This window comes from Streptomyces sp. NPDC047841, from assembly GCF_040704085.1.
In the GTDB taxonomy this organism is placed as follows: Bacteria; Actinomycetota; Actinomycetes; order Streptomycetales; family Streptomycetaceae; genus Streptomyces; species Streptomyces argyrophylli.
In genome coordinates, this window is the sequence record NZ_JBEYRP010000031.1 from 17,039 (window position 1) to 30,036 (window position 12,998).

Here is a 12,998-nt window from a genome sequence, read left to right on the forward strand (position 1 = left end):
AGGTACGCCCGAGATGTCCGACCTGACCCCTCCGCCCCGCCTCCCCGTCACCTTCCGGCCGGGACACACCCGGGCGATCCTGCTCACCGCCGGGGTCGTGATCTTCCTGGTGATATCCGGCATCGGGTTGCTGCTGGAGCATCTCGGCCCGGGCTCGCGGCTCAGTTTCGTCGTCACCGGGGCGCTGATCTTCTGGGCCCTGGCCCAGCTCGCCCGGGTGAAGGTGGTCGCCGACGAGTCCGGCGTCACCGTCGTGAACATCGCCGGCAAGCGCCGCCTGGCCTGGGCGGAGATCCTCCGGGTGAACCTCCGGCCGGGTGACCCGTGGGTGTTCCTCGACCTCAGCGACGGCACCAGCCTGCCCGCGCTCGGCATCCAGCCGGGCATCGCCAAGCAGCGTGCGATCGCCGACGCCAAGGCCCTGCGCGCGCTCGCCGAGGCCCACTCGGCGCCCTCCGCCCTGCCGCATGAGCCCAGATCTTGATTAATCTGGTAGACGGAGGGCGTTTCGCTGCGCCTCCGCCCCTGCGTGCCGCCCGGTGCACAGGGGTTCCTGCTACCCGAGGAGTGACTCCCTCCGGCGATGGACGGATCGTCCTGTAGTACCTGCGCCACCCCTGCCCGACGGAACGGGAAGGCGGTGGCAGCGTGACCATCCCCCTGCTGCTCCTCGGAGCGGCGTTCCTGCTGATTCTCGCCAACGGTTTCTTCGTGGCCGCCGAGTTCGGCCTGGTGACCGTCGAGCGTCCGGAGGCCGAGAAGGCCGCCGCCGACGGCGACACCCGCGCCCGCACGGTCGTGGAGTCGCTGAAGGAGCTGTCCTTCCAGCTCTCCGGCACCCAGCTCGGCATCACCATCACCTCGCTGGTCGTCGGCATGCTCGCCGAACCGGCCCTGGCCGAGCTGCTGCGCGGCCCGTTCGCCGCGCTCGGCATCCCCGAGGGCGCCGCCTCCGGCGTCGCCGTGGTCGTCGGCATGCTGCTGGCCTCCGCGATCCAGATGGTGATCGGCGAACTCGTGCCAAAGAACTGGGCGGTGTCCCGGCCGCTTCAGGTCGCGCGCTTCGTCGCCGCCCCGCAGCACCGCTTCGCCCGTCTGTTCCGCCCGGTGATCTCGGCGCTGAACACGGTCGCCAACCGGCTGGTCCGCGCCCTCGGCGTGGAACCCGCCGACGAGCTGGCCTCCGCCCGCACCCCCGGCGAGCTCGTCTCCCTGGCCCGGCACTCCGCCCAGGCCGGGGCCCTGGAGCAGGACACGGCCGACCTGTTCGTGCGCACCCTGTCCCTGGGCGAGCTGACCGCGCAGCACGTCATGACCCCGCGCGTGAAGGTGAGCGCGCTGCAGGACTCGGCCACCGCCGAGGACGTCGTCAACCTCACCCGGGCCACCGGCCTGTCCCGCTTCCCCGTCTACCGGGAGAAGATCGACGAGATCGTCGGCATGGCCCACCTCAAGGACGCGCTGGCGGTGCCCGTGCACGACCGGCTGCGTACGCCGGTCAGCCGGATCGCCCGCAAGGCGCTCCTGGTCCCCGAGACCCTGCCGGTCCAGCCCCTGCTCGCCCGCCTGCGCAGCGAGCAGCCCATCGCGGTCGTCGTCGACGAGTACGGCGGCACGGCCGGTGTGGTCACCCTGGAGGACATCGTCGAGGAACTCGTCGGCGAGGTCCGCGACGAGCACGACGCCAAGGACGTGCCCGAGCTGGCCCCCGCCCCGCCCGAGGACGGCAGGCCCGCCTGGGACGTGGACGGCAGCTGCCGTGTCGACATCCTCCAGCGCATAGGCCTCGACGTGCCCGAGGGGCCGTACGAGACCGTCGCCGGCCTGGTCGCCGACCTGCTCGGCCGGATTCCGGCCCCCGGCGACCGGGCCGAGCTGCCCGGCTGGCGGCTCTCGGTCCGCCAGGTCGGCCACTACCGCGCCGAACGGGTCCGCCTGGTCAGGACGGCCCCGGTGGCGAACGTGATGGAGGCCGCCCGATGAGCGTCCTCCAACTGGTCTTCGCGGCGCTGCTCGTGCTGGCCAACGGTTTCTTCGTCGGCGCCGAGTTCGCGCTCGTCTCCGTCCGCCGCAGCCAGATCGAACCGCTCGGCACCGCCCGGGCCCGGCAGGTGCTGTACGGCCTCGAACACCTGCCGCAGATGATGGCCGCCGCGCAGTTCGGCATCACCGTCTGCTCCCTGACGCTCGGCGCGGTCGCCGAGCCGACGGTGGCGCACCTGCTGGAGCCGGTGTTCGCGTGGATCCACCTCCCGGACGGCGTGATCCACCCGCTGGGTTACGTGATCGCGCTGGCCGCGGTCGTCTTCTTCCACCTGGTCATCGGCGAGATGGTCCCGAAGAACCTCGCGATGGCCGCCCCGGAGAAGGCCGCGCTGTGGCTCAGCCCGGGCCTGGTCTGGTTCGCCCGCCTGTGCAGGCCGATCACGGTGGCCCTCGGCGCCTGCGCCCAGGGCATCCTCCGGCTGTTCCGGGTCGAGCCGAAGGACGAGGTGGAGGCGGTCGTCACCACCGAGCAGCTCAACCGGCTCCTGGAGGACTCCGGCCAGGCCGGCCTGCTCGACCCGGAGGAGCAGGAGCGCCTGGAGGACGCCCTGGAGCTGGGCTCGCGCCCGGTGACGGACGTCCTGCTGCGCCGGGAGACCCTGGTCACGGTGACCCCGGCGGTCACCCCGGGCGAGATCGTGGAGCTGACCGCCCGCACGGGATACTCCCGCTTCCCGGTCGCGGCCGGCGAGAAGGGCCCGTTCATGGGGTACGTGCACGTGAAGGACGTCCTCGACCTGGAGGACTCCGACCGGGCCGTCCCGCAGCACGTGTGGCGCCCGATGGCCACGCTCCGCGCCGAGCTGCCGCTGGACGACGCGCTGACGGTGATGCGCCGGGCGGCCACGCACCTGGCCCAGGTGGCGGACGCGACCGGCAGGGTGCTCGGCCTGGTGGCCCTGGAGGACGTGCTGGAGATGCTGGTGGGCGAGGTCCGGGACCCGGCGCACCGGGAGATGCCGGAGCCCCGGGTGAGCGGGGAGCCGGAGGAGGCGCTCGCCGGCTAGCTCGGGTGGTGTCGGGGAGCTGTGTGGCCGCCGGCCGGTCGCGCGGCTCCCCGCGCCCCTTCGGGCGCTTCACATACCCGACGGATCGTGGGGCCCCCGCCCCGACAGCACCTCACCGTAGGCCTGCATCAGGTCCGGCAGCCGGAGCGTCGCCAGGTCGTTCCGCGTGAGCGGACCGGCGTACACCGACAACCGCAAGTCCCGGTACGCGCAGCTCTTCTCGTACAGCGTCCGCAGGAACCGCCCGTTGCCCAGCTCGTCGATCCACCCCTGGTCGACCACGTGCCCGGCGATGGACCGCAGCTCGTCCAGCGCCTCCTCGTCCCACAGGTCCCCGTTCTCCGCCGCGAGCACCTTGCCGATCTCGGTCAGCTCCAGCGGCCGGTAGGAGGGGAAGTCGACCCGGGTGGTGAAACGGGAGGACAGCCCGGGGTTGGCGGCGAGCAGGCGGTCCATGCCCTCCGGGTAGCCGGCCAGGATCACCACCAGGTGGTCCCGGTTGTCCTCGGCCCGCTTCAGCAGCACCTGAAGGGCCTCGTCGCCGTACGCGTCCCCCTTGCCGTACCCGGAGTTGGACAGCGAGTAGGCCTCGTCCACGAACAGCACCCCGCCGATCGCGGAGTCGATCAGCTCGTTGGCCTTCACGGCGGTCTGCCCCAGGTACTCGCCGACGAGGTCGGCGCGCTGGGCCTCCACGAGGTGGTCCCCGCCCAGCAGCCCCAGCGCGTAGAACACCCGGCCGAGGATCCGCGCGACCGTGGTCTTGCCCGTGCCGGACGGGCCGGAGAAGACGAAGTGCCGCTTGGGCGGCTGGACCGGCAGCCCCTGCCCGGCCCGCAGCCGCGCCATGTTCAACTGCGCCGACAGCGCCTTGACCTGGCGCTTGACCGGTTCGAGTCCCACCATGCGCTCCAGTTCGGCGAGCGCCTCCTCCAGTAACGCGGGGTCGGTGGGCCCGGCCGGGATCGGCGCGGTCGACACCCCGGGCATGCCCGTCTTGGTCCGCACCGAGGGGCCGGCCACCGACGGCAGCGGCCCGGTCGGCAGATCGGGCTCCGGCAGCCGCAGATCGCGGCCCTCCGTACCGAACAGCGGATCGAACGCGTCCGGTCCGTCCACCACGTCCTGCCCCGCGCCGGTCAGCGTGATCGCGGCGTAGTCGGCCGTCTCGTCGTACCCGTCGCCCTCGGAGATCGCGGCGAGCCGGGCGGCGGTGTCCATGAAGGCCGGGTCGACCCGGTGCACCGCCCGGTACAGGGGGAGCGCGGCGGCCGAGCGCCCCGTTCCCTCGTGCGCCCTCGCCAGCCAGTAGCGCAGCTCCTTGCGCTGCGGCTGCTCGCTGCGGCAGCGCATCAACGCCGTCGACAGCAGCGGCTCGGCCTGGCCGTACATCTCCAGCCGGATGCGGGCCATGCCGCCGAACAGGCCGGCCTCGATGCCGAGCAGGGGGTCGTCCAGCAGGGGATCGGTGTGCCGGACGAGCTGTTCCCAGTCCTTGACCAGATAGGCGCGGCAGGCGTGCAGGAAGCGGACCTGCGGGTCGGCGTCGACCGGGGGCAGTCCGGCGAGGGCGCGGTCCAGCTCGGGCACATGGCGGCCGTCCAGCCAGTGGGAGGCGTGCGCCAGCAGCAGATCGCGCGGGCTCTCCAGCACCGGCTGCACCCACCAGCCCAGCCAGTACCAGGAGTTGAGGCTGCGGCGGTGCCGGGCGCGCTGTTCGCCGAAGCGGTCGCGGTGCCGGAACATCCGCAGCAGCGCGGTGGTCGTGTCGACCCGGAGCGCGTGCAGCCCGAGCCAGGCGTCCGCCATGCCCGGGTCCATCCGCACCGCGGTGCGGAACTCCTCCTCCGCCTGCGGATAGGCGCCCATCGTGTAGGCGTCCACACCCCGCAGCCAGGCGAGGTCGGCCGGGGCCTCGGGGCCCTGCGTGCCGAAGTCCATCACGTCCCCCCACAGACCGTGTCCCCGTGGTTCACCACCGGGCGGTCGCCCGACGGCCGCCGCGGTCGAACCGCTGTGCCGCGGACCGGAGTTGCAGGTGCGCGAGGCAGCCGCTCGAAGGTCGCACCGAGGGCATCGTACCCGTGGTACCCGCGCGTGCCGAAGGGTGCCGCACAGGGCGTTCGACGAGGTGGGAGCAGACGGGGCGCACGGCGTTTCGTGACCGAGGGTGAGACCGCGGGCGCGCCCGGCGCCGGGAGACGCGCCTGCGCGGGCAGAACGAAGCCCCCGGTCACGGGGGAACAACCGGGGGCTTCGCGTCTGCGGGCGGCTCCGAAAGCCGCACATTGAGAACGTAAGACCTGTACGGCCCCCCGGTCAAGCGGAGTTGGGACACTGCGAGAAGTTGTCCCGCAAGGCCCTTCACGGGTTCACCACATCCGGGAGGACCCGTCACTCAGCGTCACACCAGACCCGGCTTCGGGAGCCGTCGCGGGTCCCGGCAGCACCTCGTACCCCTCCGGTCGCTGGAGCACCAGCAGGTCGGCATGGGGGCGCGAGGGATCCTCGGCGAAGTGCGCGCGCTCCGCCGCCACCCAGCCGTCCCAGAAGCCGCGTTGCTCCGCGCCGTCCCGTCGCCGGCCGCGCGACCAGGACTCCTCCGGGGGCAGCTCCATCCACAGCAGCCGGGCCAGGTGCGGCCGAAGGGCACGGCGGCCGGCGCCGACGCCCTCGACCAGCACGACGGGTGCGGCCGGCAGCGGGCGCGGGGCACCGAAGGCGCGGGACCGCCAGTCGTAAGGGGTGTAGTGGGCGCTCTCGCCACGGGCCAGCGGCTCGATCACCTGGGTCATGAGCCGGTCGGTCCACGAGAAGAACCGCTCGTGGCTGGCGATGTCGTCGAGGTGGAGCACCGGAGCCCCGCCCAGCGCCTGCGCCAGCCGTGCGGCGAAGGTGGACTTGCCCGAGCCGGCGTGCCCGTCGACGGCGACGAGCCGGACCGGGCCCAGGGAGGGCGGGAGCCCGTGCAGCCGGGCGGCGAGGTCGTGAATGGTGATTCCCGGGGTCGTGCCGTGTGGGGGGGAGATCCGGTGTTGTGGGTTTTCCGTGAAACAGTCTAGTGGTGGTTGTCGCGTGTTGAACCATCGGCTGGCGGCCAGTCAATGGCCGTCGATAATCAGGCCGAATCCGCTGACCGATATGTCGAATTCGGCGTTCCGGGTGTGCCCCACGCTGAGTAAGGTGCCTTCTGCGCAACGTGATGCGTCGAACGGGGACCGGCAGGGGGACCATGGCCGCGGAATTATTCGAAGGGCACTATGTATGGCACCCGGCGGCCGACGACCGGGTCCTGGCGAGCGTATGCGTGGACGTGCGCGCCGGACGGCACCGATACGCCCACGAGGCGCTCGTCGAGACGCGTGCGGACTTCGCCCTGCGGGCCCACCGCTCGCTCGTCCTCGCCTCCGAGGCGGCCGGCACCGACCTCGTGGAACGCTGGCTCGCCGAGGAGCCGACGCCCGAGGCCGCGCTCATGTGGGCGCGGGTCGCGGTGCAGCGCGCCCTGCGGGCCGCCGACGCCCGTGACGAGCGCGCCGAGGCGCTGGAGCGGATCGCGCTGACCGCCTGCGACCGGGCCGCCGAGGCGGCCCCCGCCGACCCCACCCCCTGGGTCGCCCGGCTCTCCATGGCCCGGCTGCACCGGCTCGGCGACCCGGCCCCGCGCGGCCTGCTCACCGCCCCGCCCGGCCCCTGGCGGCTGTTCGCGCACATCCTGTCCCTGGACCCCTGGCACCGCGAGGCCCACCACCGCTTCCTGTCCTGCTTCTTCACGCGCCACGGCGGCTCGGTCACCGCCGCCTGGGACGTGGCGGCCTTCCTCAGCCAGCGGGCGCCCGCCGACTCCGCCCTGCGGCTGCTGCCCCTGGTGGCCCTGGTGGAGAGCTACAACCCCACCCAGCTCCTCGCCGACCGCGTCTGGGAGCAGCCCCAGTGGCGCTCCACCGCGCTGGCGATCTACCAGAACTGGCTGCCCACCGTGGCCGGTTACCGCTTCACCCCGGTGCTCGACCTGGCCTACCTCGCGCACGCGCTGACCATGGCCCAGCGCGCGTTCGAGGCCCGGGCGGTCTTCACGGCGATGGGCCCGTACGCCTCGCGCATGCCCTGGAGCGCCTTCGGCGACCCCGCCGAGCAGCTGTCCCGGGCCCGGCGTGCCTGCGGCCTGCCCGTCCCGGGACCCGCCTGACCCGCTCGCCCCGCCTCCACCCCCCACCCAGAGAAAGGCCGATCTGTGTCGGAACGGATGTCGACCCCCCGGGCCCGCGCCCGCGCGGCGGACCCCGTCGTGCTCGACGACGACGCCACCCTGCACGCGATGGGTTATCCGCGGAAACTCACCCGGCGCTTCCGGGCGTTCGACAATTTCGCGATCTCGTTCACCATCATCAATATCCTCTCGGGTATTTTCTCGTCCTTCGGATTCGGCATGAGCGCGGGCGGCCCGCGTATTCTCGTGTTCGGCTGGATCGGCGTCTCGCTCATGGTGCTGCTCATCGGCGCGGCCATGGCGGAAGTCGCCTCCGCCTATCCGACGAGCGGCGCCCTGTATTTTTCCGCCGGTAAACTCGCCAAGCGGCACAAGGGCGCCTGGTCGTGGTTCACCGGCTGGCTGAACTTCGTCGGCCAGATCGGCGGCACCGCCGCCACCGGCTATGCCGCCGCCACCTTCATCCAGGTGTTCGTGCAGTTGCAGTGGCCCTCCTACCGGCCGACGGCGCACCAGACGGTCCTCGTCACCGCCCTGATCATCGTGCTCCAGGGGCTCGCCAACACCTACACCGTCCAGCTCGTCGCCCTGCTGAACCGCATTTCCGTGTGGTGGCTGCTGATCGGACTCGTCGTGATCGTGGGTGCACTCATCGTGATGCCGGATCACCATCAGTCCGCGTCCTTCGTCACCCATTTCGAGAACAACACCGGCTTCACGAGCGGGCTTTACGGCGGCATGCTCGGCCTGCTGGTCACCAGCTGGACCTTCACCGGGTTCGACGGCAGCTTCCACATGTCCGAGGAAACGGTCCACGCGACGGTCAGCGCACCGAAGGGCATCACCCGTGCCATCGGGTGTTCGGCGATCACCGGTCTCGTCCTGATGCTGGCACTGGTCTACAGCATCGGTGACTACGCCGAGGTGGCCGGCGCCGCGGCGCCGCCCGTCCAGATCCTCATCGACGGCCTCGGCCTGCCCACCGCCAAGGTGATGCTCCTCATCGTCATCGGCGCGATGCTCTTCTGCGGTCTGGCCAACCTCACCAGCAACACCCGGCAGATCTTCGCCTTCTCCCGCGACGGCGCCATGCCCGGCTCCCGCTGGTGGCACTCGGTCTCGCTGCGCACCCGTACGCCGGTGAAGGCGGTCTGGCTCGCGGTCGCCTGCTCGCTGGCCCTGGTGGTGCCGGGCTGGTGGTCGCACACGGCCTTCACCGCCATCGTCAGCGTCAACGTGGTCGGGCTCTTCCTGGCCTACGCCGTGCCGATCTTCCTGCGGCTGCGGCTCGGCGACGCCTTCCAGCCCGGCCCCTGGCACCTGGGCCGCTGGGGCAGGCCGATCGGCTGGCTCGCGGTGACCTGGATCCTGCTCAGCAGCGTCCTGTTCATGCTGCCGCAGGCCTCCCCGATCACCGTCGACTCCTTCAACTACGCACCGATCGCGCTCGCCGTCGTCCTGCTGGTGGCGACGGTGTGGTGGTTCGCCACGGCCCGCCGCCGCTTCCAGGGGCCGGTCAGCTACGGACGCCCGGACGAGGTCGCCGCGATGGACCTCGTCTGAGCGTGCCGGGCGCGGGTGCGGGTGCGCGGGGCCGGTCGCGCCCGGCCGGCCGGGCCGCACGGTGGCCCCGGCCCGCACCCCTCCGGGCGACCCCCACCAGTGGTTCAGACCAATATTCGTACGGCGGCATGCGCCGAAGTGCTGGCAGCGAGATCCGGCCTGCTTCATAGTTACCGCACCGGATCAGCCCGTCTCGGACACCCTGGGGGTCATCGCGCCCATGAGCAGAGCCCAACAGCCGTCCCGCAGAACCGTTCTGGCCGTGGCCGTCGCCGCCGCGGTGACCGGCGCGGCGGTTCCCGCCGCCGTCGCGGCACCGCGGCCCGCCGGCACCGACGACCCCGGCCAGGCGCAGGCCCGCCCGATCGACTACCACTGCTGGACGACGTTCCGCGACTGGCGCTGCGGCACCCCCGAGGGCGCCCGGTCCGTCTCCGGCAGCCGCCCCGGCGTCGTGATCGGTACCGCCGCGGGCCGTACCGACTACACCGACCCGCACACCGGGACCACCGCCACCTGGGAGTACGCCACCTGGACCTCCCCGGTGCACCGGCTCACCGTGCCCGCGACCGAGGTCATCGCCTCCTGGAACGCGCACACCCCCGCCGGCACCTGGCTCCAGGTCGAACTGCACGGCACGTACTCCGACGGCACCGAGACACCCTGGTACGTGATGGGCCGCTGGGCCGCGGGCGACCAGGACATCAAGCGGACCTCGGTGGACGACCAGACCGACGGCAAGAGCACGATCTGGACGGACACCTTCGCCATCGACGACGCGAGCACCGGTCTGCGCCTGGCGTCGTACCGGCTCCGCCTCACCCTCTACCGCAGGCCCGGCACGTCCCTGACACCGACGGTCTGGCGGCTCGGCGCGATGGGCTCCGACATCCCCGACCGCTTCACCGTGCCGGCCTCCACCCCCGGCCTCGCCCAGGAACTCGCCGTCCCGCGCTACTCGCAGGAGATCCACAAGGGCCAGTACCCCGAGTACGACAACGGCGGCGAGGCCTGGTGCAGCCCCACCTCCTCGCAGATGATCATCGAGTACTGGGGCGGCCGGCTCACGCCCGAGCAACTCTCCTGGGTCGACCCGTCCTACGCGGACCCGCAGGTCTGCCACGCGGCCCGGTCCACCTACGACCACCAGTACCAGGGCTGCGGCAACTGGCCGTTCAACGCCGCCTACGCGGCCACCTTCGACGATCTGCAGGGCGTGGTCACCCGGCTCGCCTCCCTCACCGACCTGGAGACGCTGATCGCGGCCGGCATCCCGGCCATAACGTCCCAGTCGTTCCTCAAGGAGGAGCTGACGGGGGCTGGTTACGGCACCTCCGGCCATCTGATGACCGTCATCGGCTTCACCGCGGACGGCGACGTGATCGCCAACGACCCCGCCTCGCCGAGCGACGAGGCGGTGCGGCGCGTCTACAAGCGGCGCGAGTGGGAGAACATCTGGCTGAGGACCAAGCGGTACAACGCCTCCGGCAAGGTGGCCTCCGGCACCGGAGGGGTCTGCTACCTCTACTTCCCGGCCCACCCGACCCCGCGCCAGCGCAAGGCGCTCGCCGCGGTGGGCGTGTACTGAGCCCCGGCGTGCGCGGCGTGTGACCAAGCTCATCGCCGCGCACGCCGTCGCGGGTGGCATGGTGGACGGATGGGTGGGGGATTTCCGCCGTGTACGTTTCGACCTCTGCGAGTAACACCATGACCGCACACCCGGCCACCGCCACCCGCGCCGTCACCGGCGGCCCGCGGGAAGACGGCCCGAAGATCGTCGAGCACGTCCTGGGCTGGGTCCTCGTGGCGGTGTTCGCGATGCTCGTGACCCAGCTCGGCCTGCTCTGAACGGCTGCGCACCCGGCTTCGGACGGACCGCTCACGCGAGCGGCTTGTTCTGACATACTGCGGCTGTCCCGTCCTCCCCACATCAGGGCCGGTCTTGAACATGCCGCAGCAGCGTGCCGTCGCTCAGCCGCGCGGCACCGAGCGCTCCGTGGCGCGCCGCGCCGAACTCATCGCCATCGGGCGGAAGTTGTTCGCCGACACGTCCTACGACGCGCTGTCCATGGATGACATCGCCCGCCAGGCGCAGGTGGCCAAGGGCCTCATCTACTACTACTTCCGGTCCAAGCGCGGCTACTACCTGGCGATCATCCAGGAATCCGTCGCCGACCTGGTCACCTCCGCCGCCGGCGGGCTCCAGCTCCCCGCCGTGGACCGCGTGCACCGCACGATCGACGGCTACCTGCGCTACGCCGAGCACCACCAGGCCGCCTACCGCACCATCGTCAGCGGCGGCGTCGGCTTCGACACCGAGGTGCACGCGATCCGGGACGGCGTGCGCGAGGCGATCGTCGGCACGATCGCCGAGGGGGCCTACGGCCGCGCCGACATCTCCCCGGTGGCCCGGATGGGCCTGCTCGCCTGGGTGTGCAGCGTGGAGGGCGCCACCCTGGACTGGATCGGCCGCCCCCGGCTGTCCCGCGAGACCATGTGCGCGCTGCTGGTGAAGACGCTGGGCGGGGCCCTGCGCGCCATCGAGGAGCTGGACCCCGCCCACCCGGCCCCGCCGCCCGCCCGCCGGGACGGCTGACCCGGGACGAACCGTCAGTTGATGGCCTTGATCAGCTCACCGTTCGCGGTGTCGCCGCTCAGCTCCCAGAAGAAGGTGCCGCCCAGGCCTTGCTGGTTCTTGTACGTCATCTTCGTGGCGATGGTGGCCGGGGTGTCGTAACTCCACCAGTCGCTGCCGCACTTGGCGTAGGCGGTGCCGCCCACGGTGCCGGTCGCCGGGCACTTGGCCTTGAGCACCTTGTAGTCGTCGATGCCCTGCTCGTACGTGCCGGCCGCCGGGCCCGTGGCGGTACCGCCGGGGGCCGCCTGGGTGACGCCGGTCCAGCCGCGGCCGTAGAAGCCGATGCCGAGGAGCAGCTTCGAGGCCGGGACGCCGAGACCCCTGAGCTTGGCGATCGTCGCCGACGTGTTGTAGTCGGCCTTGGGGATGCCCGAGTAGGAGGTCAGCGGTGAGTGCGGGGCGGTGGGTCCGGTCGCGTCCCAGGCGCCGAAGTAGTCGTACGTCATCGGGTTGTACCAGTCGACGTACTGGGCGGCGCCGGCGTAGTTCGCCGCGTCGATCTTCCCGCCGCTGGTGGCGTCCGCGGTGATCGCCGCCGTCACGAGGCTGCCCGAGCCGAACTTCGAGCGCAGCGCGGCCATCAGGTTCTTGAACGCCTCGCGCCCGCTGGCGTCGCAGGTGTTGCCACAGGCGTTCGGGTACTCCCAGTCGATGTCGATGCCGTCGAAGACCCCCGCCCACTTGGAGTTCTTCACCAGGTCGTAGCAGGACTGGGCGAAGGCGGCCGGGTTCTTCGCGGCCTCGCCGAAGCCGCCGGACCAGGTCCAGCCGCCGAAGGACCACAGGACCTTCAGGCCGGGGTGCTTCTTCTTCAGCTTCAGCAGCTGGTTGAAGTTGCCGCGCAGCGGCTGGTCCCAGGTGTCGGCGACGCCGTCCACGGACTCGGCCGCGGTGTAGGCCCGGTCGGTGGCCGCGTAGGAGTCGCCCATGGCGCACTTGCCGCCGGTGACGTTGCCGAAGGCGTAGTTGATGTGGGTCAGCTTGGCGGCGGAGCCGGAGGTCTCGATGTTCTTGACGTAGTACTTGCGGTCGTAGGTGCCCCATTCGGTGAAGTAGCCGACGACCTTGGATCCGGCCGCCAGCCGCGGGGCGCTCGGTGCCGCCGCGGTCGCCGTGCCCGTCCCGGCCAGCAGGCCGGCGCCCAGGGCGGCGGTACACGCGGCCGAGACGAGGGTCCGGACGAGGGAGCGGTGGGGAGTGTGCATTCGGGTGTCTCCTCGTGGGGGAGAGGGGAACGCGCGCCGATTGGCATGAACGCGGTAAAGCGTTGGTCATGCACCCTAGGAGGACTAGACCATTAGGTCAATGGTTCGGACCAATCGCGGCCCCCGCGGGCCCCGGCTGGACTCCTGAAGTAAGCGGTCGTTAACTGGTGACGGGAGGTCGCTGATCGGGCATACTCACTGCGCATGCCGCTGGTCAGCAGCTTCCGAGACCCGGGAGCGGGCACCTTCGGCGAAGCGCGATCACCAGCCGGAGCCGCCCCCACCCCGGGCCGGACCGACGGTGTCCGAACAGGGAGGAGCCCGACGCC

11 protein-coding genes are annotated in these 12,998 nt (G+C 71.7%); 8 read left to right on the forward strand and 3 right to left on the reverse strand.

The features are described 5' to 3' along the window. Positions 1-13 precede the first annotated feature (13 nt). From AB0947_RS35695 to AB0947_RS35705, 3 genes are all read left to right on the forward strand, one after another. Positions 14-484 (forward strand): PH domain-containing protein, encoded by a 471-nt coding sequence (locus AB0947_RS35695; protein WP_366754539.1) that lies wholly within the window; start codon positions 14-16, stop codon positions 482-484. A gap of 164 nt (positions 485-648) precedes the next feature. Then, on the forward strand, positions 649-1,983 hold the full coding sequence (locus AB0947_RS35700) for a hemolysin family protein (RefSeq protein WP_366754540.1): 1,335 nt from the start codon (positions 649-651) through the stop codon (positions 1,981-1,983). Beyond that, positions 1,980-3,053: a hemolysin family protein gene (locus AB0947_RS35705; RefSeq protein ID WP_366754541.1), complete on the forward strand. Its 1,074-nt coding sequence runs from the start codon at positions 1,980-1,982 to the stop codon at positions 3,051-3,053. The genes AB0947_RS35700 and AB0947_RS35705 overlap by 4 nt, the downstream gene beginning before the upstream one ends. Before the next feature lie 69 nt (positions 3,054-3,122). On the opposite strand, the gene AB0947_RS35710 is transcribed toward AB0947_RS35705, so the two are convergent. Continuing rightward, positions 3,123-4,994 (reverse strand): AAA family ATPase, encoded by a 1,872-nt coding sequence (locus AB0947_RS35710; RefSeq protein ID WP_366754542.1) that lies wholly within the window; start codon positions 4,992-4,994, stop codon positions 3,123-3,125. Positions 4,995-5,425: 431 nt separating this feature from the next. After that, positions 5,426-6,046, reverse strand: coding sequence for a hypothetical protein (locus tag AB0947_RS35715; RefSeq protein ID WP_366754586.1), 621 nt, complete (start codon positions 6,044-6,046; stop codon positions 5,426-5,428). Positions 6,047-6,285: 239 nt separating this feature from the next. On the opposite strand from AB0947_RS35715, the gene AB0947_RS35720 reads away from it, so the two are divergent. The 5 genes from AB0947_RS35720 (at position 6,286) to AB0947_RS35740 (ending at position 11,422) form a co-directional block, all read left to right on the forward strand. After that, positions 6,286-7,242 carry a hypothetical protein gene (locus AB0947_RS35720; RefSeq protein ID WP_366754543.1) on the forward strand — a complete coding sequence of 319 codons (957 nt, stop codon included), beginning with the start codon at positions 6,286-6,288 and terminating at the stop codon, positions 7,240-7,242. A gap of 45 nt (positions 7,243-7,287) precedes the next feature. Further along, positions 7,288-8,826 (forward strand): amino acid permease, encoded by a 1,539-nt coding sequence (locus tag AB0947_RS35725; RefSeq protein ID WP_366754544.1) that lies wholly within the window; start codon positions 7,288-7,290, stop codon positions 8,824-8,826. 220 nt (positions 8,827-9,046) lie between these two features. After that, positions 9,047-10,414 (forward strand): peptidase C39 family protein, encoded by a 1,368-nt coding sequence (locus AB0947_RS35730; RefSeq protein ID WP_366754545.1) that lies wholly within the window; start codon positions 9,047-9,049, stop codon positions 10,412-10,414. Positions 10,415-10,533: 119 nt separating this feature from the next. After that, a complete protein-coding gene (locus tag AB0947_RS35735; RefSeq protein WP_366754546.1) occupies positions 10,534-10,674 on the forward strand; it encodes an SCO1431 family membrane protein in 141 nt (46 codons plus the stop codon). A gap of 100 nt (positions 10,675-10,774) precedes the next feature. Then, entirely contained in the window at positions 10,775-11,422 is a 648-nt protein-coding gene (locus tag AB0947_RS35740) for a TetR/AcrR family transcriptional regulator (protein WP_366754547.1), read from the forward strand. 14 nt (positions 11,423-11,436) lie between these two features. Here AB0947_RS35740 and AB0947_RS35745 read toward each other — a convergent pair whose 3' ends face one another. Further along, complete coding sequence (locus tag AB0947_RS35745; RefSeq protein ID WP_366754548.1) at positions 11,437-12,669, reverse strand: glycoside hydrolase family 18 protein; 1,233 nt, start codon at positions 12,667-12,669, stop codon at positions 11,437-11,439. Positions 12,670-12,998: the final 329 nt, after the last annotated feature.